Source organism: Arthrobacter sp. 01T428 (assembly GCF_056398685.1).
Genome location: NZ_JBFTPW010000004.1, coordinates 62970 through 88262 on the forward strand (window position 1 = coordinate 62970; position 25293 = coordinate 88262).

Consider the following 25293-nt stretch of genomic DNA (forward strand, 5'->3'; position numbering starts at 1 on the left):
GAGCTTCTTGAGTGTGACCTGGCTAACAATCCTGACTGAATCTACACGAGTAGATCTCAGAAGGTCAAGCGACTTCTTTCTCAACCAACCAGCCGCACCTCGCCTTGGCCGAGCTGACCAGCTGGAAAGAGACGGCCACGGCCGTAGCCGGACACGGCAGCGCCGACCTCGAGCGGGGTTGCGCGACTTACGAGCGCTGGCAGCACAGGCCGACGGCGAAGGGCACCGCACGCATCTGGTTCTACATTAACGAGCGCACGGTCTTTCAGCCGAAGCTCACCCGCGACGGGCAGCCACCCTCAATCAGCCCGTCGATAGTGCAAGGCGACCGCGCCGTTGCTGAGCGGCTCCGCCGAGATCAGGTCGAGGCGTCGCGTGCTAGGCAGTCCGCCCTGGTACAGGGTGGGACCGTGGCCGGCAATCCTGGGATGGACAAGGAACTTGTACTCGTCGATCAGATCCAGTTGGTCCAGCGCTGTTGCAAGTTTGCCGCTGCCGACGAGCACCCCGCCGGGAGTCGCATCCTTGAGATCCTGCACCGCCGTTTGCAGGTCGCCTACGACGTGGTGGCTGTTGGTCCACGGGAAGTCGCTTCGCGTCGACGACACAACGTACTTCGGCTTGGCCTCCAGCTTGAGCGCCCACTCGCGCATCGCAGGCGGCGCGTCCTCCTCGCCGCGGGCGACCGCTGGCCAGTAGCTCTCCATCATCTCGTAGGTGGTGCGGCCCCAGAGCATTGCGCCGCCGTCGTCCATGAGGCGGGTGAAGTAGGCGTGCGTCTCGTCGTCGGCGATCCCTTCCCGATGGTCGACGCAACCATCCAGGGTGACGTTGATGCTGAAGGTAAGGAGACCCATGCGACGATTCTAGGCCGCCCACTTGCCGATGTCTCAACTATCACCGCCTCGGCACGGAGGCTATTCGCTGGACTAGTTAACGGGTAGCACGGCGAGCTCTCCTCTACTCAATTCCGAGCAAGGATGCGCAGGTCTTCATTCGAGTAGCGGAACCTCTAGTATTTTGTCCAGTCGAGCGCCTTAATCCTTGCTATGAACAAGGTGAACAGCTGGATCGAGCTACTCGGCGGCTGGTGTTTGGGGCGGCGTCCAAGGACGTCGGATACTCGGCACATGATCGGATCATGGGCCGCAAAAGCGATGCTTAGCTTCATCGTATTTGAGTGGGTCGTTCAGCTTGGGTGGAAAGGCAATGGCACTTACAGCTACGCATCGAACTACGTCAGCGACCTCGGCGCGGTGCACTGCGACAACGTCGGCAACCCTGCCCGCTACGTGTGTTCTCCATCCTTCGCTGCGATGGATCTGGCTCTTATCTTCATCGGCGTGAACGTCGTGGTAGCGGCCTGTCTCATCACTTCGCCGGTGCTCTGGATTGCAGCACATGCCGGCGACCTTGATGACGCGTACAAGGCGGTACGTCGGGACAAAACTGACGGCAAGATTCGGATGCAGCCCACCGGTTTTGCCAAGGTAACGACAACCATCATTCGTTGGTCGCTCGCCGTTACTGGGCTGGCTATTTTCGCCATCGGCGTCTTCCCCGAAGACTATCCAAATGCAGGCCACACTATTGGAATCCACGACCCCGCCGTCGTCATTCTGTCGGTTGGTATCTTCGTAACCCTCGTCTCGATCGGCGTGCTCTGGTTCAGACGGACCGACGCAAGCCTTTGGTTTTTCGGACTGGCCATCGTCGCTGGCGTATCGGGATTGTTGATGCTGCTCACCGGCGGTAAAACCGAATTCTCAGGCATTTTTGAGCGTGGCGTCATCTACGCGTTCATTGCCGGCCTGGCCATCCTTGGCTTCATGGTCAGCTCCGCGGCCCATCATGAGCGCGTTGGCCACCTTCAGCCGCGACCAGCCACAAGGCCGCTATGGGGGCCTCGGCAGGCCGGGCGGCTTGTCGCACCGTTCAGGCGGCGTCACGCGACCGTGCTCGAGATTTAGCAGAGGCTACCGCCTCACGCGTAGCCGCCACGTCAACATCCCCGACGCGGGCGCGACCAGTTTCGAAAAGCAGAAAACCCCCGGAATTCCGGGGGTTTTCATTGGCGGTGACGGTGGGATTTGAAACCTTTTCAGCCTCAATCAGGGCATGAAAAAGCCCTAGAATTCAAGGATTTTGGTTACCTCAAATCACCGGTTTTTACATCGGATGTGCCCAAAATGTGCCCAAAAAGTGCCCACGGCCGAAGGCCTCGATGTATCCGCTGGAGGCCTAGCGGCGCTGAATCGCCCTGTCTCCAAGGCGGGGGACCAACATTGGAATGCGACGGTCTTCGCCAAGATTTGCTGTTGCCGGGGAACGCGCCCCGATATGTCGCACGTGCCGTCGACGTGGGCTTTTGTAAGAGGCATCAAATGGATGCGCCGATGGGCTCCAAAGCGTCGACTCTGAGCACGGTCCTTTCCGCTGACGTGAGATTCCTTCGCTTCACGACATCGAAAGGATTCCACTTTCTGAGCGGTCGGCATGTTCGGCCAGCGACGGGAAGTGCGGCGTCTAACGCTAGACCCTCAGTCCCGGTCCCATGTCCCGTGTCGAGGGGGACGGCTGGTAGGGGTCCACCGTTGCCGTCGTTGGGCTGGTGCCGGTGGGGGCAACCGGGGAGAGCTTGGTCTGGAGCCGTTGGCGTTGGTTTTGCCTGTCTGGTTCTTCCCAGCTTGCAGGGGTGCCGAGCGGGTTGGTGGTGTCGGTGATGGCCCAGCGGTCCCGGTAGATGAGGATTTCCTGGAGCGTTCGCCGTCGCCGGTGCGGGTCCGGGATGTTCTGGAGTTGCGAGGTTAGGTTTTGCACCCATGGTTCATGGCTGGTGGGGATGCGTGCGGCTACGAGTTTGGCGCGGTTGCGGAGGCGCTGTTCGACCTGGGTAATGAGGTTGTTCAGGTCGGGTCGGTTGCTTGGGCAGCCGACGAGGCCTCCGGGTGTTTGGTGGTGATTGGCGGCGGTGCGTAGCCGGTTGTGGATGATGGCGGTCAGGTCGCGGGCTTCGCCGCGGGGCGTCATTGCGTTGATTACTTCGTGTTCGGCCAGGTTCCGGTCATGTGCTGCCAGGCGCTTCCAGGCGGCGACGGCGGGGCCCCATGCCGGGGAGCGCCGCAGATCCCCGGCCGGACCGGGGGAGTTGGTGGTGAGGAAATCCGTGAGGTCCTCGTCGGCGGCGAGTTGGGTGAGGTAGTCGTGCTCGGCGGCGAGCTGGTGGAGGGTATCGGTGCTGTCCTGGAGTTCCTGCCGGGTTTCGTGTGCGGTGTGTTCGGCGCCTTCGGCGGCGAGGACCTGGCCCAGGATCTCCGGCCAGCCAGGCAGACCGGTTGGATCAATCCGTTCGTCCGCGTCGGTGTCGGGTTCGACGATGTAGGCGGTGTTGGTGGTCCGGCCGCGGGTCATGCCGACGTAGAACAGTTCGCGGGTAAGCCTGCCTTCGGTCACGACGATGTGCCCGGTGTCGACGGTGATTCCCTGCGAGCGATGCGCTGTGGTCGCGTACCCCAATTCCGCAAATCCGGACAGGTAGCTCCGGTCAAGGTTGATGGTGGCGCCGGTGTCTTTTCTGACGCAGGGCACGGTGCCGGCTTTGGTGGGGTGTGCGGTGATGGTCAGGAGGGTGCCGTTGCGGATGAACCCGCCCATGCTGTCCCTGATCCTTCGGTCGTTGCGGCGGGCCAGGATCACATCCCCGCAACCGGCCGTGAGGCCATCGGACAGGGGCGCGGTGTGCCCGGTGTCAACCGCTCCGGTGGCGGCCCGGTCGTCCTGGGCGCGCCGGTTGAGGACGGTGACGGTGTCATTGTCCGCGGCGATGAGGATGGAGGCCAGCCCTGCCTTCACGTCGGCGGCCCATCCCGCGTAGGCGGCCTCGATCATCCGGTGGTCGGTGCCGGCCAAGATCCGGCCGTGTTGCTGGTACTCGAGGATCCCGTCCCAGTTCCCTGCCCGCAGCTGGAGCGAGGCGGCGCTTTCCCAGGGGTGGGTGAAGCGGTGCAGTGAGGTCAGCCGCACTGCACGGCCGGTGCGGTCGAGCCAGCCGAGCATCCCGCCGGCGTCGATGGAGTCCAGCTGGGCAGGGTCACCGACAAGCACCAGTTTCGCCCCTGCCGCGGTGGCCATTCCGGTGAGGGCGGCGAGCTGGTAGGTGGGGACCATGGACGCTTCGTCGATGATGAGCAGCTGGCCGGGGTGGAGCTGCCAGCGGGCCTGTTCGGCGGTGACGGTGGCGAGGATCTGTGCCGTCTGCTGCCGCCGCCGCTTCTGGATCGGACCAGTGGCCAGAGGGTGTTCCAGGGCGTGTTCGGCGAGGAGGTAGCGGCGGGCGCGGTTGGCTGCTCCGGGGCCGTTGGATTCGTAGAGCCATTTCGTCACGTTTTCCGCTTCGAGTCCCAACGCGTCGCCGAGGACGTCGGCGGACACGGCGGCCGGGGCGAGGGCGACTACGCTGCCGGGGCCGTGGACCTGTTGCCACCCGTCGCTGACGGCTTTCATGGTGGCGGTCTTCCCTGCCCCGGCGGGGCCCGTGAGCGCGTCCAGACGGCGCCGGCTGGTCAGGATCTGGATGGCGGCGTCCTGCTGGTCCGCGAACAGGACGGGCCCGGCACTGCGGGGCGTGGCGGTGACGGCGTCGACGGCGTCCCAGGGCTCCAGGCCGGGCGCGTCGGTGGCGTGGCTGGCGGCCATGATGGCTTCTTCGTCGGCGAGGGTGCGGGTGTTGGTGAAGACCCTGTCGGTGACCGGGTCGAAGACCGTGTGCCCGTCGTTGGCGAGATCAGCCCGGGCGTTGTCAGGTGCGGTGTACCGGTAGTCGTTGAGCGGGACAGAGAGCGTCTGGGCGTCGTCGGCAAGGGCGTCGATCGTCGCTGTGCGTTCGGCGGGGCTGGCCATCCGGATGCCGGAGCAGACGCGTTCGGCCTCGGCGAGCAGATTCCACCGGTTCCAGGTGGCGCGTTTTTGGGCGACAAGGTCCATGACCAGGTGCCCGGTGACCTGCCGCCATTCCGGGGACAGGTCCGCAATCGTGAGGGGCCGGGTGCGGGACTGGTCGACAGTGCCGGTAACCAAGCGTTCCGGCCTGTAGCCAAGGCCTTCGGCCCGGCGGCGCCAGGACGCAAGCCGCTCGCCCAGGGGTACGGGTTGGGCGTCCTTGGCCGTCCGGGTGGACAGGGTGGCCTGCTGCCGCAGCTTCAGGACCGTGGCGTCGGAGGGACTGGTCCCGTGTTCGAGGTTCCAGAGCCGGACCAGCCGGTCCTTCTCCAGCTCGATGATCCGTGCCCGGGCGGAGAACTCCGTGATCAGCCCGGCGTCGACCCCGGATAGCTCGCGGCTGGGGTTGCGTTCGACCGCGACCGGCGCGCGCAGTTCGGTTTCGGTTCCCAGGCTGCGCCGCAGCTCGTCGAAGAGTAGGCCGTTGTAGTGCTCGCTGGCCGCGACCACTGCTTTGTACAGGGTCCGGGAATCGAGAGTGGTCCACGCCCCGTCGCTGGTGCGTTGGACGCGGTTGGCGATGACCAGGTGGGTGTGCAGTTGCGGGTCGCCGGCCCGGGATTCCCAATGATCAAACGCGGCGGCGATGGCTCCGCGGACCGGGACGTGGGCCACGCCGTTGCGGCCCGTCCGGGTGCCGATGGCCCGGCACTCGAGCCAGGCCAGGGTGTCCTGCACGGCGCGGTGGTGCGCCGCGAACACCTGGTCGCGGACGGTTTGTGGGCTGAGCGCCCACAGGACCGAGACCGACTTCGGAACGCTGAACGTCAAGTCGAACCCGGCGACCGGGCAACGCGTTGATGTTCCGGGTTCCCGTCCCGGCCCTGCCGGGACGGTGGCCCTCCGCCCGTGCCGGCGGCCCAGCGGCTCACCGGTGACCGGATGCAGTGCTCCTTCGAAGACTGCCTTCGCCGAATCATCCGTCAGGACGGTGCCGGGGGCCAGGCCGATGCCGTCCATGCCGCTGCCCAGCCAGGTCCCGGGCGGGTTACCAGATTTCGTGTAGTAGTCCGTCAGATTGCGCACGGTTACATCACCATGGGCCGTAGTTTTCAGCAGGTACTTCACCCCGGCATCCGCAGACAGCCGGGCAATGGACATCGTCACCCCAATGCCCCAGGAACGCCCGCGGAACGCGGACAGGCACCGCACCCCGGGCATGGGGTTGTGATGCTGTTACGCCGTTGCTTCACGCCCCTTCATCGTCAGCAATGGGTTCGGGCACATGACCACTTTCCGTCGACAGGCGTGAGTCCTTGCTTGGATGCCAGACGTGTGCATGATCCGGAGGGTGCATGACGCGGATGTGTGCCATGCACCCATTCTTTTTAGGGCCCAGGGACGAGAGTTGTCGCGCCGCGTGGCTATTTATAAATACATGGCCCGCCGATGTGGCGCTTTCCGCTAGTGTTCCAGAGGCGTGGGCGAGCAGCGTTCCGCGCCGACAAATCGGAGGCTCGTGCTGTGGCTGACGAATAAGAGCGGTGACCATTTTCAAATCGGAGCCTGACCGTCTCCCAGCCGAGCGAGACGAGTCCCGGGATTCGATCCGCAAGCAGAAAGACCGGACGTCAGCCTGATAAGCTTACTAATATAGGAGGTTCGGATATGACGATTACCAGCCCCGACCACGCACTTGCTCTGGCACGCCGTGCATTGGCCCGTCAGGATCTGGGCCGTCTGGACTATTTGAGGGCCTTGCGGGAAGCGGTGCAGCAGGGATTGGGGCAGCGGGAGATCGCCCGTGCGCTGCACATCACCCAGTCGGCCATCAGCCAGGCGCTGACGAAGGCTGAATCCAGGGGTGTGAAGGCGATTCCGGAAGGGTTCAGTGGAGCCAGCCCCTACGAAATCGCGGAGCGTTACGCTGCCGGGGACATTGACCGGGACGAGATGATCCGCCAACTGTCCGCGTGGCCCCATGTCAATGCCCCTGACAACACGGAACAGCTGGCCATGGAGTGGAAGGCGATCCTTCCCCCGGACCCTCCCGGAACCTTCGAAGAGGTGGGGGAGGCTTTCGACAGGGGCCTGATCGACGGGGACGCTTACGACATCATCCTGGACGCGGCCGAAGACGCTCCCGGCGTGCCGTGACTACTCTGTAGAGCGTGACTACTGACGATCAGGCTTACCGCGCACCGTGCCCAGCTGGAACGCCTGTGCGCTGACGGCGGACCGCTGACGGCCCACTCCCGGTACGCGACAACCCAGAATCCGGAATGGTTCAACGTCAAGCGGCAGCAACCGCGCCAGGAACGACGGGCCCTGCACAACGAGATCCTTGCCGACTTTGTCGCGGCGCATCCGGAAGTGCTGCGGAACCGGAAGGCCATCGTCCTTGCCGGCCCGCCGGGGGCGGGGAAGTCCACCGCACAGGATGCGCTGATCGCGCAGACCCGGACGGGCCCGGAACACTGGCTGTCCATCAACCCCGATGACTTCAAAGACGAGCTGCTGGTCAAGGCCCTTGCCGACGGCAGCTATGACAGCTACCTGGTTCCGGATGAGGTGCGCCAGATGGAAGCAGCGGGGGAGAAGTTCTACCCGCGCGAGTTGGCGGCTCTGGTCCACAATGAATCCTCCATCCTGGCCAAGAAAGCGATCCGGGACGCCCTTGAACGGGGGGACAACATCATCATCGACGGCACGCTGTCAGGTGAGAAGAACGCCCGTGCGCAGCTGGACGCTTTGCAGGCCGCCGGCTACGACGTGAAGGGAGACCACCCGGGCAGTCAGCGAGGCCCGCACCCTGGGGCGGTGGGAACGCGGCTACCTCGAGGCCGAGAACGGCACGGCCACAGGCCGTGACGCCGAGCTGGGAGGCCGGTGGGTTCCGCAGTCGTTCCCGGCCTCGCTTTTCACCACTGCCGGTGCCAAGGAGTCCATCTGCGCGGCCAACGCCGCCGCCGTGGCCGCCGACTACGGATGCGTCAGCGAATACATCGTGTACCGCGTGGTCGACAAGGACGCCGGTCCCAAGCTGGAAACCACCAAGGGGCGCGCGAAGCCTGACGGGCCGCTCGTCGATGGAGAGACCCTGGCCGCCGTCCGCGCCGCCTCAACAACGCGCGCGCCGCAGCACAGAGGGCGGCCACAAGCCGCCAAGGACTTCGGGCGGTAACGACCAGTACTCCCCGGCGGAGCCGTTCCGTCTAGGCCTTGTCTTTGGCCCACCATAGGAATTCGGCAGCGTGCTGCTGGTGGTGGAAGCCGTCACCGAGAAGCGCACGGAGCAGATTGTTGCTCCACAGGATGAGGCGTCCTTTAGTCCAGGTGGTCGTCTCAGGAGCGGGCAGTTCGAGGCCCCAGAGGGACCGGGCGATCTCTCGTTTACCAGCAAAGCCGGTGTACATGAGGATTGTCAGGTACTCCTTGGGGTAGACGATGCACAGGACCTTCGTGAGCAGCGACTCCTTGAAGCCCTTCATCGCATTAGGGGTGGAGTCGTTGATGAGCGCAGTAAGGCGGTCCTCCAACGCGGATGGCGACGTGCCGCGAAGCAGATATTCGATAGTCCTGCGGACTTGGGCGGCGGCGGCGTCGGCGCCCATTTCATTCCAGGCTTCATTGAAGACAGACATGTTTCCCGGGTTCGCGCCGACGTTGGAGTTGGCGAAGTCCTTCAGATCCTGTGGGTTCGCCTTGGGCAGGCCTTCGGCGCTGAACACCTGCTGGTATTTGCTCCAGTACGGGGCGACGTTGGGCACAGGTTCGGGTTCTCGCCCGAGAAACTCAGCCTTGAGTTCATTGGCCCGCGCAAGCTTCTCGGGATCGACGTCCCCGGGCTTCGGGAACCGCTTCTTGATGTCCTCGAGCGTTGGCAGGGGGATCTTCTGCCGCGCCGGCTCGCCGCGGAGCCACTCGCGTCCGCAGTGCTCGCATTTGAGCTTCCGCTGCGTCCCCGACAGCATGTCCACGCGCACGACGTGTTCATCGGTATGGCAGGTGGAACAATCGAGATCAATTGCCATAGGAAGTACCTTCCGAACACGCTAAATATGGCCCCGACATAGGGCCACCCAAACGGTAACAGCTTCAGCTTGTTTATTGCGCTGAGGGACTTTGCGTATCTTGTGGCTTCATGCGCGTCCAATGGGTGACTGCTTCCCGGAAATGGCGGTAAACGTGGCCTTCTAATGAACCGCCTTGATGTGATCCGCATCGATGTGGCGAGCTGTAATGTATGCATCACGTGGGATCGCGGTTTGTTTGTCTGGAGGGGAAATGGACGAGGATTCGGGCGAAGAAAGCTCCTGGCAGCCTGAAATCACAGGGGTTGGAGGGAGACGGTGGCCTTTCATTCTTGCGATCGTTGTCCTGTTATTAGTGGCGGCCGGCATGGGTGCAGGCTTCGCCTACAGCAACAGCTCCGCACAGGCGTGGCGAGAAAGCTCGACGCAGGCTGCCAGCGACCTGGCATCCACAAGGCAAGACCTCGCATCCGTCACCCAGGAGAGAGATCAGCTCCGTGGAGTACGCGACGAGTTGACCCGGACCCAGAGCTCACTGGCTGACATGACCTCACAGTTCAATGCGGTCTCGGACAGGATCCGCTCCCTTTCCAATGAAAAGGCCCAAATCGGTGATCAGGCCGCTTTGATGACCGAATTCCTGGCGATGTCCCACCAAGTCACCCAAGAAATGGATCAGTGCATCTCGGCACTGCAGACCCTCGAGGGCTACCTGGTCAACTCCAGATCCTATGATTCCGTGTCTCTGGGAAACTACACCCAGGGGATCAACAAGGGCTGCAACCAGGCACGGGCCGATAGCGATGCGTTGTCGAAGAAGCTGGGGGGCTGATGTTCACCGTCCGAACCGCCCACGCCCTTGCGGCCACCGTGCTGGTGCTGACCGCGGCAGCTGGGTGCTCGCTAGCGCCGGTTCCGCCCCCGCCCTCCGGCGCTCCATCCGACGTCCCATCGGGCCGCCCTGCAGCCGGCCCCGCTGTTACCCCCGTCGCCGGACCGACGGTGACTCCCGCCGGGTTCTCGGACTACGAACGGGCTGCCCTTAGGGTGCGCAATATTGGCTGCGGTGGAGTCGCCAGCGGATCAGGCTTTGCCATCGGAGACCACGTGTTTATTACCAACAGACACGTCATCGGAGGTGCCGCGGTCCTTCAAGTGAGCACTTATGACGGACGCGATATCGATGTTGTGGCCACAGGCGCCGTGACGATCGCTGACCTGGCGCTGGTGTGGACGCGCGATCCACTTCCCAAGACGCTTACGCTGGCGTCGTCCGACCCAGCCGTGGGTGCGAATGTGACCGCGATCGGCTTTCCACTCGGCGGCCCGTTGACTACGACTCACGGCAAAGTCCTCGGTTACGCGCAGGACCCGATCGGATGGTCGGTGCTCCCTATGTTGGTGAACGATGCACCGATCGAGCACGGCAGTTCGGGTAGTCCCTTGATTGACGATGCCGGGCACCTGGCCGGCGTCGTCTACGCGGGCGGGGGTAGCGAGTACGCTGTGCCGGTCGAGGTTCTGAAGGAGGTGCTTGGCAACCCAAGCGCCTATTCCCATTCAGCCGCCTGCGATGGCGTCGTCAATGGGCCGGGATCCTAGTCGGAGTCAGCCGCAATCTTTGGCGCTTGCCGCTTTGGGGGGGATGTCTCCAGCGTGGAGGTCCTTCTCTTGCGCGATTGTGCAGAACGAAACTAAGAGCCGATAAGGGATCCCTCACCGGACGAAGGCAGGTGAAGATCCTGGTGTTGTTCTGTCAGCGATGTATGGCGCGCGGGAACAGGGGGGCCCACGGCTCAGCGGTTCTCGTGAGGTGAAGCCAATGCTTTCAGTTCCCGCGTCAGAGCGAGGGTGGAGTCCAGATCGTCGCGGTTGTAATCCAAGAGCTGCCGCTTTGTGTCCTGTTTTGACCTGCCGGATTCGTCTTTCATCCTGAGGTACAGGCCTTGCGCTTCCATCCCTCCGGCGACATTGGAGTTGCGTGGGAAGGCGAAGTATTCGGCCAGTCCTTTCAACCCGAGACCGGGTGCCGGAAACCGCATGCTCCTTTGAGCCCATACGTACAGGTCGCAGTGCTTCCGGCCGGCGAGCGGATCCTTGGTCCCGAGCCTCGCGGCGGCCCTGCGTGTCGCCGGGAGGTCGGCCCCGCGGCCTGCCCAAGTCACGATCGGAAGCTGGGGGTGCGTGTCGAGAAGCCGTCCGAGGTCTTCGAGAAGCCCTCGTTCGTCCGCGTCGGTGTCGTCGGCCCACAGCTGGTGGACCTGCGGGGGGTCGAAGCCTTTCGCCACGACGGTGCCGGCCAGCCAGACACGCTCCCCGAACGGCTGCGTCAGGTACTCGAGGTCGAGCACGATGAACCCGTCCCCGACGGGCGGCGGGGCCCCGAAGAACTGGGCAAAGCCTTCACGGTACGCGCGCGCATGGTGTTGCCAGCGCTCGGCCATCGAAGGAGAGCAACGCCGCTGCCCAGCCTGGCGGAGCGCCGCGGCGAGTGCGCCTGGATCCCATTCGAGCAGGTCGAGGTAGTCGTGCACCCCGAGGTCTGAGAGAGCCTTTTCGTACTCGGGGCCGACGCCGAACAGGAGGCTTACGTGTCGGCGGGCGGTCACGCTCTGCAGGACCTCGTCCCGGCGCACACCGGTGCAGACATGGCATCTGCACAAGCGGGGCTCCATCGGCGTGATTCGGGATTGGCGGACTAAGGCGAGGTAGCTCGTCACCTGTGAGATCCGGTGCGGTGGGATGGCAACTTCGACAGGGTAAGGTTCACCGTCGCGGCGAAGCACCATGAGACCTCTGGGATCATCAGTTCCCTTGGTGCGGTGCGGTGCCAGGAGCAGCCAGTAGAAGGCTAGCTCGATCTCGTCGTGGGGCTGGACGTCCTTGTGGGACTTGTATTCGATGGGCCATAGGGCCCCGCCCTGCGGGTCTATGCCGTCGGGCATCCCGTAGATCTTGAGCTCCACATTAAAGAGGAGGGGCGGATGCAAGATGACCGTGCCCTCGGCGAGCAGTTCGTCGAGCTCTTCGATGGATTTGAGCTCGACGGTGGGGGCCATTGCGTCGACCCGGTCATGGAACTCCTGGCCCTGAGCAATGAGGTCAAGGATGAAGTCGTCGAAGAGGTCGGCCGGGTCGAGCTCGCCGCGGTGCAGGAGCGAGTACGTGTAGGGGCAACGGACGTAGGTCATCAGCTCGGTCTTGGTCACCCATTCCTGGGAAAGCTCCGACGCGGCTGGGGTGATCATGCGTGGCACCTCGCCTTCTGCGCGAGCCAATAGTCCTGGCTCCGGAACAAGGCGGTGATGATGGCACCGGTGGATTGGTCGACAACGACACCGATGCCGCCGCGTTGGCGCATCTGGCGGTTGGGTCCGTAGTCGTTCTGCTCGTAGGTCACGTCGGGCTGGTTGAGGGCTTTGAGCAGTTCGGTGTCGGCGATGCCGCGTTCCGCGGCTCGCTTGCGCGCGTGGTAGGTCAGGTGCCAGATGGGGGCGGGTTCATGGGTCTGGTCGAACATCTTTTGGCTCTCTCTGTCGACGGCGCATGTGCGCCGGTGGGTGGGTGAGAGCCAGGTCCATCCCGTACGCTTGGGAGTGGTGGGACCGTGCGTACGTGCGGATCCTGGCGCGAGGGGCCCGTTGACGCGGGCCCCTCGTTGCATTTCCGAGTCAGCTGTTTGCCTCTTCGCCGGCGGACTGTGAGGTGGTGCCCGGCGGGTTCGACGCTGTGAGGATGTCGCTGGCCAGCATGCCGTGCTCCATCCCGCTGAGGATGACGAGCTGCCGGCGTAAAACGGCTTGGTCCTGCTCAACCAAGGGCTTCAGTTCGTGCCAGACCCGTCTTGCTGCGTCGACGAATCCCACTAAGTATTCGGTTGCATCGAGCCCCAAGTCGCGTCCTTTGCCGGAAAGATCCTGGTAGGCGACGTCCTCAGACCCGTTCTTGAGCAGCCACGGGCCGAGAGTTTCGAATTCTTTGCCGACGTCGAGGTAGCTTTGCGTTCCGCTCGCGTCATCCGCCCACCGCACCATGTATATCGGATCTTCACCGGCTTCTGCCTCGAGCTGCTCCACGACCAGCTCGTCCATGTCCTGGAGCTCCTTTACGGTCGCGGCCTCTCTTGCCCAACGAGCACCTTCGTCGGCGCCCACGGCCCGATGTCCCTTGGGGGTCGTGCGCTGGAGGCGCAGTGCCGCGCGCAGCGACTCTATCTTGGCGCCGACGCCCTGGCCTTTGGCCTCCAACGCTTCGCGGAGGGCCTGCTGGCAGATCTCGGATGCGTTCAGATCCGCGGTCTTGACCGAAGCCGCCAGCGAGTCCTGCAGATAAATGTTCAGTCGAGCCATCGTTCTTCCTCTTTCCTCGTATGCACAGTATGCGTTTGTATAGAGTGCATGTCAATGAAGCCCATTCGACTTATGGTCGGGGCCCCAAACAAATAAACGGTTGCCCGGAATCTAGAGGTTTACGAGACGCGTGCGGCCAACCGGCCGGCGAAGCGGTTCGGTATGTGAGCTAAGCATCGCTCGGGATGCAGTTGGGATCGCGATCAGGGGAATCAGGCGCGGGGGAGGATGTCCGTTAGCCGGTCCTCCACCGGACAAGCCAGGCCCCGGACTGCAATGGATCAGGCCGGGGTTGTTGCCGTTGTCCACCGAAGTCGCACGTCCGGACAGTACCAACACGTCCTGCACACAGCCCGGAATTTGGTCGTAATACTGCCTCTACCGGGCTTCGTATTCCGTCACCGCGAAGCGTGAACCTCGCATGCCTGTTGTTAGACCTGAGCGGTGGGACCTACAGAATTAAGCACGGTCATTCCTTACCGAGGAACACGTCCGACGTATTCTTCTCTGCCAGCGCCGCTGCATATGCATCGGCGACTTCAACTGCGAACTGCATGATTTGGTCCACCCGTTCGTGACTAACCCAACCCGGCGGGGTGCGACCTGTCCACCGCGTCCCGGCGGACCCGAAGAGTGACTCGGCCCGCCTGCGGAAGTCCTCAGTCGTAAGTGCCGAGATCGGGATACCGGTATTCTGGCCTGCAAACGCCCCGTACGGCACAGCAACCTGACCATTTGGAAAGAGTGCAAGCACTCCACGCTCCCCACTCTTGGCCGGCCCCTTCGCAGCGAGGCTGACGTAGCCCGAGTATCGCCATACGAGGTGACCCAGTGCTTGCCACCGCTTGACGAGCACGCTCATCGCCTCCCTGATCTCAAGGTTCTCGCACAGCGCGATGAACTCGTCGAGACTCAGCGGCTTCTCGGACTGCTTGGCCTGCTCGACTTGAGCCGTGAAAGAGTTCGGCGAGATCACGGCGCTGAATAGAGGGGCCCAGGGACTCCCTGAAATTCGAACCGCTTTGGCTTCTACCAGCCACACCGCAATTCCGTGCTCTGCATCGTGCTCGGCAAGTTCGTTCAGGTATTGCGCTACTGCCCGGAACTCATCTCGGTGCTCCTCCGCCACGACGACAAGACCCCGAGCGCCGCGCGCGATAGCGTACGCAAGGCCTCGGGTTAGGTGGTCATGGTCGGCACGTCCGTACTGGTTCTCAATCACGAACTCCGGGCCGTCGGACGCCTGGGCCACGATGTCGATGCTCCGGCCACCAGCCGTCGCTACCTCAGTCTGGCCGACAGCCAGAAGGTTTACGCCAATTTCGTCGCCAATGGCATCCAACTGCTCCGCCAGCAACGGCGTGAAGTCCGTTGCCTCGCCCTTCCAAGCTTCGCGGAGCGACCCAAATTCGAGCTTTGCCATCATCGGTTTCACTGGTATGTCACTCGTCTCCACAGTTGGGGCATGCACCAATCAGGGGCCGTTCCATAAAGCACGACTCACAGACATCACCCCTTCGGCCAGCTACATCACGGTCGACGGCGCCGGAGCCGGGCGACATTTCGGCGCAGGTCTGGCAAGGGGGGAGAGTGCGCATCTGCTCCTCGGATGCGTGGTACGGCGCCGGGCCGAGTATCGAACCATTGCTGGCACGATAAAAGTGCGAGCAATCCTCATGGTGCCTTCGTCGCGGAGCTGCGCCGGTCGGCTGGCCATCAAGGTTAATCGGATCCTTGACCCAAATGAGACCCGGATACTCAACGCTTTGGTTCACGTCACTACCCTAGACCCGCCCTCCGACACTTTGCCTCTGAGATGCCGGGATTCCTGGGTTAAAGCGCACCGTCGCATTTGGAACCGTTCGAGTACGACAAACTCTTAGCAGTGTCCCGGAGATAGTGCCTTCGGCCGCCTGCCCCGAGGATGCTGGTCGCGAGCTCAGCCACTGGTGCCCATCCGATCACGCGCGCAACTCACAACGGCGGACAAATCGAGCCCGTAGGTTGGCCCGTCGCCTGAACCGTACTCCTCGAGTCGGGCCGCACCGCGCTCGAAGAGCCGCAGCGCGCCAACGCTGTTCCCTCGGGCGGCGTGGGTGAGCCCGACGCAGATCTGGGCGAGACCTTGCCAGAGGTTGCGTTCTTGGGCCGGCCCAGCTTTCCATCGGGCCTCAAGTACCTCATGGGCGGCAAAGGGCCGGCCCGCTTCCACCAGGCTCCGGGCCGAGACCAAAGTCTCCGCCGGCGGCAACGGTTCCTCGGAGACCGGCTCCACTCCAGCGCTTCCGTATGGCAGCGGCCGTCCAAGAGCGTCTCGTGGCCGGGCCTGCCTCGGGCGTCTTGAAGCATCCCGATCCCGGTCGCCGGTCATTGCAGCTTCCGCTCTGAGCGTCCGTGGAACTTACCAACCTTCATCCGCCCAATGCTACGGCCCCGCCCTTCGAACATGCGTTTCGCTGCAGAGGGTGCCGTCAGGAGGGCGGCCGCGGGAAAAGAAATGATCACCGCTGGGCGCACCGCGGAGGGTGGTCCTTCGAGCCAAGCACTTCGCTCTTGCCCGTGCTTTGAATTCTCGGTGTGCGTTCAAGGATCCTTCACTGGGACAGTTCGAGAGTGGGACAGTTCGAGAGTGGGACAGTTCGAGAGGTCTTTGGATGCGGCTACGCGCGGCACACCCAGAAAAAGTTCCTGCCGTGGGTGAGGATTGAGCCATGACAGCGCGCAACCGCAGCCTAACCGCCGCGATCTACAAGCAGACCGGGTCCGTGCCTGTGATCCAAAGTGCATCCTCATGAAGCAGATGAGGCTCCGGTACTCCGGAGGATGCAGGCTGTGCGGTGCCTCTCTTCCGGCAGGGACAGAAGCGATCTACGAGAGCGAGACGAAGACCGTCCGCTGCTTGGGATGTGCCACCGTGGCTGCAGAAACCGTGTCCCCCGACCCGGAATCACCTTGTGATGCGTCGTTGTCCACTGAGCCCGGAGTAGCCGGTTCGTCCGCCCGACGCGAATATGAGCGCCGCAAGGCGAAGGACAAGGAAGAGCTCCGCGAGAAGTGGGGTCGCTTCGGCGGCCTCGCCGTCGCCCTCTCCGACGAGCGGCAAAGCACCAAGTCCTGGGACAAGGGTGCGATCGGTGAGGAACGCCTCGGCGCCCGGCTAAATACCCTGGCCACCGATGGCCTGGCTGTCCTCCACGACCGGCGCATCCCCGGCTCGAAGGCCAACATCGACCACATCGCCATCACTCCCGGTGGAATCTGGGTGATCGATGCCAAGCGGTACAAGGGACGGCCTGAACTGAAGATCGAGGGTGGCATCCTTCGCCCACGCGTCGAGAAGCTCCTAGTTGGCCGCCGTGATTGCACGAAACTGGTTGATGGGGTGCTCAAACAGGTCGATGTCGTGCGCGACCTCGTCGGGGATGTTCCGGTCACCGGGGCGCTGTGCTTCATCGAAGCAGACTGGCCCTTGATCGGGGGCGCGTTCTCGACTCGTGGCGTTCACGTGCTTTGGCCGAAACGATTGGCCAAAGTGCTTATGGAGCAGACAGCCGGCGACGTTGATGTGGCGAGGACGCGTGAGTCGGTAGCCTCGCGGTTCAAGCCGGCGTGATGCCAGGTGACTATGTTCGAAGCTGTTCGGAAGCACGCTAAGGGATCCACTATCGGGCGCTGTGGGGTCGACCACCGGCTTACGGGCATGGTGCGAGGGCTCTTTGGACCGAACAGCGTGCTCGGTTACTTGCCCACTGGTTCTAGGCCGTCGCCAACAAGGGTTCGGTGTCATTGTGCCCTCGCCTGCACCCCGCGGTTCCCTCGTCTGCACCCCGCGCCGCGAAAAAGGCCGTGGCCTGGCGTGCCGGAGGCACCCAGTGAGGGGAAGGCATCGGAGAATTGACCACGGCGTCGCGCTTGAACGAGCGTCCGGAATGGAAAGGATGACTTATGGATCCAACGGGTCAGAAACCAGGACTCCCACCGGGAGGCTGGTCTGCGGATCCCTACGGGTCCGGAACCTCCAAATGGGGAGACAGCGCCGGGCAAGCCGAAGACGATACCGGCACCCAGAGTCCGCTGGCTGCACGGATCCCCGGACTACGGCTTCCCCGGCCTATGCTCGGAGCCCACGCGCCCGTATACACCCCTTACATCTGGATGCTCCTTGCCGTGCCTGTCCTGGCTGCCCGCGGCGACGTCGTGCGCATCGTAGCGGCGATCCTCCACGCCGGCTCGGTCACACCGGCCACTGTGGTTCTTTTCTCTGCCGTGATGTCCTTTGGTGCCACCGGTCTTCTGGGCTACCTGGACTGGCGGAAGCTGCGCGGCGTCGGGGTCGTACGGCCTTTCCATTGGATCTGGGCCTTCCTGCCCACGGTCTATGTCATCGGCCGGACAACCGTCATCAGGAAAGTCGCCCCGCGCAGGGGCCTAGCACCGGTATGGGTGCTCATCGCCTCATTCCTCCTGATCGCGTTGTACCTCAACCATGTCATCTAGACACGCTCGCCCACACCATCGCCCAACAAACCGCAGGCTAACACTCAGCGGCGGGACGTTCGGCTCTTCTGTGCAGATTCTTCTGCCTCGGCTTTGGCGGACTGAACGATCTCGAGGAAATCCGCCCGTTGCAGGTAGTCCTCGCCTGGTCCGCGGATGACCCTGCCTAGGTAGGGGTCGCGTTGTTCCAGTTTACTGTTCCCGTGTTGCAGGGTGGTGTAACCGGCTTCGCGCTCCGCCTCTGCTTTTATGGCTACATATGGGATCAGGATCCCGACTGAAAAGCCGCTCACGAGCATGGCAGCCGCAGCGGTGTACATGGGCCACAACAGGGGGGTGCCCGAGACGTTCAGGACGCCCATGATGGCGAGCAAGGCCAAAGTAATAGTCGTACTTCTGAAACGCATGCGCAGCAGCGCGAAGGCTGTGGGCCCTGCCAGTAGCCGACCTTCAGGATCGCTGGTTACCAAGTCACAGCTCCATATCCACCATTGAGTAAGCCGGAGGGCAGAGTGCTCACATCGGCCGGCTTCGTTCGCTTGAATACCCCATGCCCCAGTGAACCACGAGGTTGTCGCGGTTTGCCTGAGGACCGTTCAGACGAAACGCCACACGGATAGCTCCGGACTCACACCATACGAGGCGGGGACATCCCTGATCGGTCCGAAATCGGCGACCTGGTCAGTAGGCTCGTAGGTGGTCCTGGATCAGGCCGTCTCAGTGGTCCTCAATTGGGTTGACATACCCAGGAAGCATGAGCAAGAGCCGTGAACACAAGCGGCAATCTTCGACGTGAGGTGCTCAATAGTGGCAAAAAGTAGCGGCCAACTCGGCTGGTGGCGCAGAGGAAACTTAAGGTGGAGGCTTGCGTGCCTCGGCGTCAGCCTGGGTATCGCAGCGGCATTAGTTCATCTTCTCAGTTACACACTGCCCACCTTCAACCCTGTCTTCGTCCTCTACTATCTGTTCTACCTATTCCCTGAAGTCCTTGTTATGACGGTGCTTGGGGTGGCAGTTTCCGGCGCAGTAATCGTTGCCAGGTTGGCGGTGGCCGAGGAAGCGACCCGCAAGACGCGGGCAGTTGTCACGGGAGTCGTTGCACTGATGACTTCAGGCGCAATGGCCTTCGCCCTCTACAGCCTGGTTCAGTCAGGGAACCCCTGGGTAGTCTCGGGCGTCACAGGGGCTCTGGTGGGCAGCGCATTCGCCACGGTTACCTACCGCCACTCCGAAGGCTGAAACAGGACCCGTTCCCCCGATTGCTGCTTACCCTCGTAGCCCCGACGACCGTCTTCGCCTAATAGGCCAATCCGAGGCTGACCATGCAAAACCGAGCGGCGCGGTGCCCGAAAAAGGATCCTCTGCCGGACGCTATCGGTGAGCGACGAGCGCGTACGGTGAGAGGGGCACCGGGCTTCTCAATGATTACGCTTCTTACATGACGACGAAGAATAGGAAGAAGAGAAAACGACCGTCCACCAACAATTCCCGCAACCAGACCCCAAACTCCGCGCAAATTCCTCGCCCTTCCGTCACGGAATACTTCACTCTAACTTCGGTTCCAGTGTTCCCTTACGGCCCGGCCGGGTCTCCTAAAGGCGGGGAAGGAGACTACGACATCACCTATATACTCGGTGTTCCTGGGGCCGATGATGTCACTACGGCGGGCCTCGACGTGGAGAAACTGCTCAAGTCGGGGAACTCGCTGATTGTGGGAAGCTCGTTTGTCACCCAATTGGTCCCCCCGGACGGCGGCGAGCCGTCCTCGGCGGAGGTACTTCCCAATTCGTCGGGTCGGCTTGCCCGGGTTCGGATATCCGTTTCGGCCAAGTCGTTCGGGGAAGCTGAGACGATCGCTTCCAACCGGGTTATGCCGCTCTTGAGTTGGCTCGCGTTCACGACTGACACCGCGGTCGACGCGGTCGCTCTCGTCATGAAGGAGAGAGCCACGAACATCATCCAGATTGGCGCGACCATCGCTGGCAGGGTCAAAACATTACCCGGCATCGAAGGAACAGCCTCGACTGAGCTTGCACCTTTCCTGTCCGCATACCGCGAAGGAATGTCGTCCAACTCCCCGCTCTACGAAGCGCTCTCGTTCTATAAGGTCCTCGAAGGCATCAAGGCGCATGACACCAGACGCCGTCGCGCTATGAAGGGCGCTATGGCTAGCCCAAGCCCTCTCGCCCAGGTCCTTCCTTCGCGAGCCGAGGAGCTACCATTTTCCGAAGAGATGGAACGAGCCCCTTTCATTCCGTTCCTTGGGGAATCCTTTGAGCAGATCACCAACTCTGTCAGCGACACGATTCGCAATGCCATTGCCCACCTGTCGCAAGGTAAAGATGGCGTCAAGGTGGCGGACAGTATCGAGGACGTCCGCGTGTGCAGAAGGATTTCCCCCGTGCTTCGGCATATGGCCCGTCGTGTTATCGAGGACGAACTCAAGTTACTTCAGACTGAATCACCTGCCGAAGCAAACGGTGCTGCCAGGTCCACTGCCGACGCCGATAAATAGTCCAGATCGGGGGCGGTCCGCCCGTTGGCAGACCCTCTCTACCAGACGACCGCGATGTCGGCCCCCTAGGAGCGGATGTCCAGCTCGGGCCATGCCTCGAGCATCTTCCGAGTAGTTTCAAGCTCTGGCCCGAAAATCATGGCTATTGTGCGTGCTTCCGGAAGGAAATCCTGATGAATCAGGGAGGCTTCTTCAAACCGCTCCGGCAGATTGTCAGCATTCCCCGGATACCATGTGACGGCGGTTGGCTTTCCTGCGCCGTTGATCTTTTCCACAATGTGACGATCGTGGAGCGAATGGCCAAGGAACAGGACGTGCGTGCAACGATCAAGAAGTACGTCGAATTCGCTCCAGAGCCCCTCTCCTCCTTGAAAGCTGTCAGCAGTTTTCGTCGAATCCGGAAGCATGAGCGCGGGAATCCCGTGGGTGTTGTTGTAGCCCTGATCCGCGGGGAACCTGACAACTGGGCCGGCATCAGTTCGATACCAGCCCACCGCGCCGTGGAGATGCAGAACCGGAATCGAATTCTCCGCCCAATCTTTCCAGCCCACCCCGAAGGGCTCTAGGACGTCGGTTTGGAATCGTGAGGACTTGAACCCATCCGGGGTCTGGAAACCGAGAGCATCAAGACCAACTTCAATTGCCGGGTCGTAGTTCGTGGTGGCAAAAGCAAAGGCTGTGGCCCCCTCCAACTCCTTAAACAACGAGAGGAGGGCGCCATAGGCGTTCTTGGCTAGGTCAGCATCAACCCGCCTAACCCCAAAGTTGCGGAAGAGGTTCTTACGGATGATCTCAACGATTGCTTCGGAGCGCTGACGAGCTTGGGGGAGCCAAACCTGGAATCCGGGCGGTTCATCGTGAGCAGTCGTTCCGCCTATCCTTCTCATCTTCTCGATGAGATCCAAACCCCGCTGGAACGCTAGGAACTCGCCAAGATTCATTTCGAACTGATCACCGGGAAGATCAGGGAAGAGCCCGATCACATCTGCGGCCCCGGGCTCTGCACGCTCTAGGTCTTCGCGGAGACTCTGCGCCCAGTCAGTCATAAGCGGCATCGGCCGGTTATCGCGCCCGAGGAGGCGGCTTGCTCCAGCACCCGCGATGACAAGGATTCTCCGATCTTTGGGTTCCATGAGTCTTTTGTACATGACGTCCCAGTTTTATTACCGCAATTACCAACATCTGCTTGTCCGTAAGCCGGTCGATCATCGGGCCCCCAGCTCCCTAAAGACTGTCTGTGCGGATGCTGGAGCTGACATGCCCGTATACCCGGCCCGACTAAATGCCCGGAAAGGTGCCCCAACTGCAACACCACTGGCGCCTCACAACCCTAAGGATTTGAGATACTAAGGTTTCGAGACACTCAACAGGTACGGCAAAGAACGCTCGTTGCACGTCCGTCCTTTGGACAGGAAGAATGAACTATTGGTAACGCGCATACCTGATGAGCCGACGGGGGCACCCGTCAAAGAACATCCCTCGCCAACTGTGGCGACTGTAAAACAGCTGTACGCCTCGGCGTTCCGATGCGCGAAGCCCGATTGTCTCCGCCCGCTCTACAAGACGAATGACGACACCGGTGACCTCGTCTTGAACAGTCGTATTGCACACATTCACGCCCGTCGCGCCGGAGGGCCGCGGTGGATAGAAATGTCTGCAGAGGACAACCGGAGCGCATCGAACCTCGTGCTCCTGTGCATAGAGCACTCTTATGAGGTGGATGACTTCCCCATTCTGTTCCCCGCCGACATGCTCCGCCAATGGAAAGCCCTTCAGTTTGAGGAGTATCAGCAAGTCGAACGAGCCTGGCCGCTCAATGATGCAGAAGCCGGCCAAGTAATCGGCGCGTCGATACAAGCGGTCGACTTTCATCATGCAGGTGCGATCCTAGAGGGAGTCCGCGCCGCGGAGCGGCTCACCCTGACGGCTCGAAACGTCCGGCGCGGCCCGGCGACCGAAGCAGCCGCATGGCGTGCTACCAGAGCCCGCGCACGTAAAAGCACTGCGTGGGACCAAGACGGCAACACGATTTATGCGGAACCGTCCTCGCTCGAGACCCGACAGCACAAGGCCGCACTCCAGGAGGCGCTCACCCAAGCCTGCGAGCAGCTCATTCCCGCCGTCGACGATGTTAAAGTTGAGCTCGCGGCAGCCAAAGCGAGTCGCCCGTCCATCGCGCCTTGGGTTTCTTGGGTATCCCGTGCCGTCGACGATGTCGTAGCCGCATCAGGAACATGGCCCGACACACCTGAGTTGAACGACGATGGCCAGTTCGAGGCCAGATTGAACAACCTTGCTCAGGCCACAGATGCTCTCAGCGCAGCCTGGCGCGGTGAGCAAGTCCAGTCGCCTCCACCTGTACCGCAACCGAAACCACCTGCAGTTGAACACAACCCTATGCAGGACCATCTGGCACTGCTTGAGAGGGCTCGCCCCTACGCGCGGGTTCATCATCGTCCCTACGACGCAGCGCTGCGCGCAGAACTTGCGGAGGCCGCTTCGGCCGCTTCCGAAATTCCGCCTGTAATGTCTGCCTTCGCCTTGGGACTCGGTGCGACATGCAGTCTCGCCGCTGCGGTCGCCGCGAATGCAGAAGATGACGAGCTAGCGGTCCTGACAGATCAAGACGCCAAACGCCGACCGTTGTCTGTTGCGTTTTGCCTGCTCGCCGAGACCGCACGGATTTCTGAGCAACGCGGCCGTCTCGTTGCACAAGGGCATGCTGAGACAGCCCTCCTAGCCCTCTGGGACAGCGTCGATTGGTCCGACCCCAGTTCTTGGGACCCCAAAGATCTGAACCTCGAATCCGCCCTTTGGACCGGCGCGCGACTCACCTCGTCCCAAGCCGTTGCGGATAGGCTGACCTGCGCGTTGGAGCAGCAGCCTGGCATTCTCCTCCTCCTCGTTAATGCTTGCGCAGGCTGGGTTGAGAATCTCGACTCAGAGACCATGGAGGTGCGCGATCGCCGCCGCCGGTATCGGCAGCTCCCTCCGTGGTTCCCGGTGCAAGCCGTCGTAAAAGCAGCCGCCTCAGCGACGCCGGTGACCGTGGATCAGTTCGGGGAGACCGTCTCTGACGATGCCGAATCGCTGCTGGCTCAGGTACTTTGGGCTGCGAAACACGAGCCCGCCTAACCGTAAGCCGAACCTGACAGCCCAACAGCCTCTCACCGACTCGCGTTGTCGGTCCTCCGAGACTGAGGCGTTATGTCCTTGAAATAGTTGTTTTCCCCGGATGGTGACAGAGCTCGTTGAGCGGAGGTCACTTCCAACCCAAGGGTCTTGCAACCCTTGGGATACGAGGCGTCTCGCCATCCCGACGATCACTTTGGCGGCGACACGCCAGTTTCGCGGAGTGGCGGGGTACGTCCACGGTCAGTGATTCCCGTAACCATGTCTCAAAACCTTCTGGTTGAATCGGTGTATTTACGGTCAGTTACGAGACCACCATTTGCTGTGGATCGCAGCGGGCGCTATGTGGCCTGGGTTCCAGCGGAGCTGATGGCCGTCTGGTGGCGGTACAGCGTCGCGCGGCTCCATCCGACGAGCGCGGCAGCGTCTGCCGCGGTGCGTCCACGTTTGCGGGCATCGGCGACGATTGCGAGCTTTTCCGTAATGACCTCCGGGTTGATTGGTGGTCGGCCGAAGCGGGTGCCGCTTTGTCTGGCTGCGGCGATTCCGGCGTTTACGCGTTCGACGATCAACTCGCGCTCGTATTCGGCCAAAGTGGCAAGAATGTTCAGCATCATCCGCCCGGTTGAGGTTCCCGGGTCGATTCCGTCCGAGATGGATCGGAGGTGCACACCGTGTTCGCGCAGCAGGTTGACGGTGTTGAGGACGTCGATCAGGGACCGGCCGAGCCGGTCGACCCGCCACACCACGACAGTGCCGCCGGCTTCGGCGTACTCCGGCAGCTTCTTCATCCCGGGACGCTCGATCGCCGTCCTGCTTCCGGAGGTCGGCGAACACGTCGCGCTTCTTGGACCCCTGCGGGCGAGGAGCGTCGAGTTGGAGTTGGGCGTCCTGGCTGGCGGTGCTGATTCTGGTGTACCCGAGTTGGCTCACCCCACGATCCTGTCTCGGAAATACCAAAATCACGCCGCGAGACACGATGAGCAGTGAGACGACTTTGCAAGACGCCCGTCCTGGTCGTTCTTAGCGTGGCCGCAACGGGCTCGCTCAACCGGATGCACGTTGAACGTACGTCGTACATGTTCCAGGCGGGCGAACCGATCGTCTATCAGTACGTCAGGATGGACCACATCAGCCGGTTCCTCGTTGCATCGACACTCGTGCACGAAGATGACCAGCTCGGCACCCGCGTGGGCGCTTTCGACTGGGACGCGTTCTGGGCTCGCGCTCAGGCCTACACGGCAGGGCAGCCCGATCCGAGCGGCTCGACCATTCCCCAGCAGCTCGTCAAGAACATCTACCTATGGCCTAACCAAGATCCCGTGCGCAAGGGCATCGAGGCGGTACTTTCAGAGGAGGTCGACTTCATGGTGCCGAAGAAGCGGATCATGGAGCTGCACCTCAACTATGCGCAGTTCGGCCCGAAACTCTTCGGTGTCTGCGCGGCGACCTGGTACTACTTCAACACACCGCCGTCCGCCGTGACCGAGTACCAGGCGGCACAGCTCATGGGTGTGCTGCCGCTCCCTGACAAGGTGAACCGCGCGCCCGGTGGCGGGATTGACCTTGGACCCAACTGCGGACGCCAAGGCGGTCGACCTGGTCAATGGCGCGGCCAATGTCTGGGTACCGAAGCAACTGGCCGTTGCGCGGCTGGCAGTTGGCTGTGGCGACGGTCGGCATCACTGATACGGCGGCTGACCATGCCGCTAGTCTGGGTGATTCGAACAGCTGCGCGACGATGCCACAGGCTGTAGCCGACCGGATCAAGTCTGAGATGTCCCACTAGACCGGGGAGGGTGCGCTTTTGTAGCGGAAGCGCGCCCTC

The 25293-nt window shown here is 62.4% G+C and carries 22 protein-coding genes and 1 pseudogene; 12 read left to right on the forward strand and 11 right to left on the reverse strand.

Features of this window, described 5'->3' with window-relative positions:
- Positions 1–299 precede the first annotated feature (299 nt).
- Entirely contained in the window at positions 300–857 is a 558-nt protein-coding gene (locus tag AC1DJB_RS07015; RefSeq protein WP_306963363.1) for a dihydrofolate reductase family protein, read from the reverse strand.
- 273 nt (positions 858–1130) lie between these two features.
- Between AC1DJB_RS07015 and AC1DJB_RS07020 the strand changes: the two genes are divergently transcribed.
- The gene (locus AC1DJB_RS07020; protein ID WP_059388601.1) at positions 1131–1970 is read left to right on the forward strand and encodes a DUF998 domain-containing protein; all 840 of its coding nucleotides are present in this window, start codon (positions 1131–1133) and stop codon (positions 1968–1970) included.
- A 562-nt stretch (positions 1971–2532) separates the two neighbouring features.
- Here AC1DJB_RS07020 and mobF read toward each other — a convergent pair.
- Complete coding sequence (gene mobF / locus AC1DJB_RS07025) at positions 2533–6159, reverse strand: MobF family relaxase (protein ID WP_476910069.1); 3627 nt, start codon at positions 6157–6159, stop codon at positions 2533–2535.
- A gap of 447 nt (positions 6160–6606) precedes the next feature.
- Here mobF and AC1DJB_RS07030 point away from each other — a divergent pair, with 447 nt between their 5' ends.
- The 3 genes from AC1DJB_RS07030 (at position 6607) to AC1DJB_RS07040 (ending at position 8122) form a co-directional block, all read left to right on the forward strand.
- The gene (locus tag AC1DJB_RS07030; RefSeq protein WP_476910070.1) at positions 6607–7095 is read left to right on the forward strand and encodes a hypothetical protein; all 489 of its coding nucleotides are present in this window, start codon (positions 6607–6609) and stop codon (positions 7093–7095) included.
- A 216-nt stretch (positions 7096–7311) separates the two neighbouring features.
- On the forward strand, positions 7312–7809 hold the full coding sequence (locus tag AC1DJB_RS07035) for a zeta toxin family protein (protein WP_476910071.1): 498 nt from the start codon (positions 7312–7314) through the stop codon (positions 7807–7809).
- A 100-nt stretch (positions 7810–7909) separates the two neighbouring features.
- Complete coding sequence (locus AC1DJB_RS07040) at positions 7910–8122, forward strand: hypothetical protein (RefSeq protein WP_476910072.1); 213 nt, start codon at positions 7910–7912, stop codon at positions 8120–8122.
- A 31-nt stretch (positions 8123–8153) separates the two neighbouring features.
- Here AC1DJB_RS07040 and AC1DJB_RS07045 read toward each other — a convergent pair whose 3' ends face one another.
- Positions 8154–8972: a hypothetical protein gene (locus tag AC1DJB_RS07045; protein ID WP_476910073.1), complete on the reverse strand. Its 819-nt coding sequence runs from the start codon at positions 8970–8972 to the stop codon at positions 8154–8156.
- 253 nt (positions 8973–9225) lie between these two features.
- On the opposite strand from AC1DJB_RS07045, the gene AC1DJB_RS07050 reads away from it, so the two are divergent.
- Positions 9226–9804, forward strand: a complete 579-nt coding sequence (locus tag AC1DJB_RS07050; protein WP_476910074.1) for a hypothetical protein — start codon at positions 9226–9228, stop codon at positions 9802–9804.
- The gene (locus AC1DJB_RS07055; RefSeq protein ID WP_476910075.1) at positions 9804–10574 is read left to right on the forward strand and encodes a trypsin-like peptidase domain-containing protein; all 771 of its coding nucleotides are present in this window, start codon (positions 9804–9806) and stop codon (positions 10572–10574) included. The genes AC1DJB_RS07050 and AC1DJB_RS07055 overlap by 1 nt, the downstream gene beginning before the upstream one ends.
- 194 nt (positions 10575–10768) lie before the next feature.
- Here AC1DJB_RS07055 and AC1DJB_RS07060 read toward each other — a convergent pair whose 3' ends face one another.
- The 5 genes from AC1DJB_RS07060 to AC1DJB_RS07080 all read right to left on the reverse strand — a co-directional run bounded on the left by AC1DJB_RS07060 (position 10769) and on the right by AC1DJB_RS07080 (position 15596).
- Positions 10769–12220 (reverse strand): ribonuclease H-like domain-containing protein, encoded by a 1452-nt coding sequence (locus AC1DJB_RS07060; RefSeq protein ID WP_476910076.1) that lies wholly within the window; start codon positions 12218–12220, stop codon positions 10769–10771.
- Positions 12217–12492 carry a DUF4258 domain-containing protein gene (locus tag AC1DJB_RS07065; protein WP_476910077.1) on the reverse strand — a complete coding sequence of 92 codons (276 nt, stop codon included), beginning with the start codon at positions 12490–12492 and terminating at the stop codon, positions 12217–12219. Before AC1DJB_RS07065 ends, AC1DJB_RS07060 begins: the two co-directional genes overlap by 4 nt.
- A gap of 151 nt (positions 12493–12643) precedes the next feature.
- Positions 12644–13321: a hypothetical protein gene (locus tag AC1DJB_RS07070; protein ID WP_476910078.1), complete on the reverse strand. Its 678-nt coding sequence runs from the start codon at positions 13319–13321 to the stop codon at positions 12644–12646.
- A 469-nt stretch (positions 13322–13790) separates the two neighbouring features.
- Entirely contained in the window at positions 13791–14777 is a 987-nt protein-coding gene (locus AC1DJB_RS07075) for a hypothetical protein (protein WP_476910079.1), read from the reverse strand.
- 483 nt (positions 14778–15260) lie between these two features.
- Positions 15261–15596, reverse strand: a complete 336-nt coding sequence (locus tag AC1DJB_RS07080; RefSeq protein WP_476910080.1) for a DUF309 domain-containing protein — start codon at positions 15594–15596, stop codon at positions 15261–15263.
- A 639-nt stretch (positions 15597–16235) separates the two neighbouring features.
- Here AC1DJB_RS07080 and AC1DJB_RS07085 point away from each other — a divergent pair.
- Both AC1DJB_RS07085 and AC1DJB_RS07090 read left to right on the forward strand, forming a co-directional pair.
- Positions 16236–16934: a nuclease-related domain-containing protein gene (locus tag AC1DJB_RS07085; RefSeq protein WP_476910081.1), complete on the forward strand. Its 699-nt coding sequence runs from the start codon at positions 16236–16238 to the stop codon at positions 16932–16934.
- Positions 16935–17266: 332 nt separating this feature from the next.
- Positions 17267–17818 (forward strand): hypothetical protein, encoded by a 552-nt coding sequence (locus AC1DJB_RS07090; RefSeq protein WP_476910082.1) that lies wholly within the window; start codon positions 17267–17269, stop codon positions 17816–17818.
- 44 nt (positions 17819–17862) lie between these two features.
- Here AC1DJB_RS07090 and AC1DJB_RS07095 read toward each other — a convergent pair whose 3' ends face one another.
- Entirely contained in the window at positions 17863–18288 is a 426-nt protein-coding gene (locus AC1DJB_RS07095; protein ID WP_476910083.1) for a hypothetical protein, read from the reverse strand.
- A gap of 337 nt (positions 18289–18625) precedes the next feature.
- On the opposite strand from AC1DJB_RS07095, the gene AC1DJB_RS07100 reads away from it, so the two are divergent.
- Both AC1DJB_RS07100 and mauJ read left to right on the forward strand, forming a co-directional pair.
- The gene (locus AC1DJB_RS07100; RefSeq protein ID WP_476910084.1) at positions 18626–19057 is read left to right on the forward strand and encodes a hypothetical protein; all 432 of its coding nucleotides are present in this window, start codon (positions 18626–18628) and stop codon (positions 19055–19057) included.
- 199 nt (positions 19058–19256) lie between these two features.
- A complete protein-coding gene (gene mauJ, locus AC1DJB_RS07105) occupies positions 19257–20333 on the forward strand; it encodes a methylamine utilization protein MauJ (RefSeq protein WP_476910085.1) in 1077 nt (358 codons plus the stop codon).
- A 65-nt stretch (positions 20334–20398) separates the two neighbouring features.
- On the opposite strand, the gene AC1DJB_RS07110 is transcribed toward mauJ, so the two are convergent.
- The gene (locus AC1DJB_RS07110; RefSeq protein ID WP_476910086.1) at positions 20399–21466 is read right to left on the reverse strand and encodes a hypothetical protein; all 1068 of its coding nucleotides are present in this window, start codon (positions 21464–21466) and stop codon (positions 20399–20401) included.
- A 583-nt stretch (positions 21467–22049) separates the two neighbouring features.
- Between AC1DJB_RS07110 and AC1DJB_RS07115 the strand changes: the two genes are divergently transcribed.
- On the forward strand, positions 22050–23468 hold the full coding sequence (locus AC1DJB_RS07115) for a hypothetical protein (RefSeq protein WP_476910087.1): 1419 nt from the start codon (positions 22050–22052) through the stop codon (positions 23466–23468).
- A 338-nt stretch (positions 23469–23806) separates the two neighbouring features.
- On the opposite strand, the pseudogene AC1DJB_RS07120 reads toward AC1DJB_RS07115, so the two are convergent.
- Positions 23807–24398, reverse strand: a pseudogene (locus AC1DJB_RS07120) (recombinase family protein).
- Between the two features lie 53 nt (positions 24399–24451).
- Here AC1DJB_RS07120 and AC1DJB_RS07125 point away from each other — a divergent pair.
- Complete coding sequence (locus AC1DJB_RS07125; protein WP_476910088.1) at positions 24452–25222, forward strand: transglycosylase domain-containing protein; 771 nt, start codon at positions 24452–24454, stop codon at positions 25220–25222.
- Positions 25223–25293: the final 71 nt, after the last annotated feature.

Excerpts from the sequence above, each read along its gene's own strand:
- mauJ (WP_476910085.1), top strand. The coding sequence starts at position 19,257 with ATGACGACGAAGAATAGGAAGAAGAGAAAACGACCGTCCACCAACAAT.
- AC1DJB_RS07045 (WP_476910073.1), bottom strand. The coding sequence starts at position 8,972 with ATGGCAATTGATCTCGATTGTTCCACCTGCCATACCGATGAACACGTC.
- AC1DJB_RS07090 (WP_476910082.1), top strand. The coding sequence starts at position 17,267 with ATGGATCCAACGGGTCAGAAACCAGGACTCCCACCGGGAGGCTGGTCT.
- AC1DJB_RS07110 (WP_476910086.1), bottom strand. The coding sequence starts at position 21,466 with ATGGAACCCAAAGATCGGAGAATCCTTGTCATCGCGGGTGCTGGAGCA.
- AC1DJB_RS07060 (WP_476910076.1), bottom strand. The coding sequence starts at position 12,220 with ATGATCACCCCAGCCGCGTCGGAGCTTTCCCAGGAATGGGTGACCAAG.
- mobF (WP_476910069.1), bottom strand. The coding sequence starts at position 6,159 with ATGCCCGGGGTGCGGTGCCTGTCCGCGTTCCGCGGGCGTTCCTGGGGC.
- AC1DJB_RS07065 (WP_476910077.1), bottom strand. The coding sequence starts at position 12,492 with ATGTTCGACCAGACCCATGAACCCGCCCCCATCTGGCACCTGACCTAC.
- AC1DJB_RS07050 (WP_476910074.1), top strand. The coding sequence starts at position 9,226 with ATGGACGAGGATTCGGGCGAAGAAAGCTCCTGGCAGCCTGAAATCACA.
- AC1DJB_RS07030 (WP_476910070.1), top strand. The coding sequence starts at position 6,607 with ATGACGATTACCAGCCCCGACCACGCACTTGCTCTGGCACGCCGTGCA.
- AC1DJB_RS07055 (WP_476910075.1), top strand. The coding sequence starts at position 9,804 with ATGTTCACCGTCCGAACCGCCCACGCCCTTGCGGCCACCGTGCTGGTG.
- AC1DJB_RS07020 (WP_059388601.1), top strand. The coding sequence starts at position 1,131 with ATGATCGGATCATGGGCCGCAAAAGCGATGCTTAGCTTCATCGTATTT.
- AC1DJB_RS07070 (WP_476910078.1), bottom strand. The coding sequence starts at position 13,321 with ATGGCTCGACTGAACATTTATCTGCAGGACTCGCTGGCGGCTTCGGTC.
- AC1DJB_RS07015 (WP_306963363.1), bottom strand. The coding sequence starts at position 857 with ATGGGTCTCCTTACCTTCAGCATCAACGTCACCCTGGATGGTTGCGTC.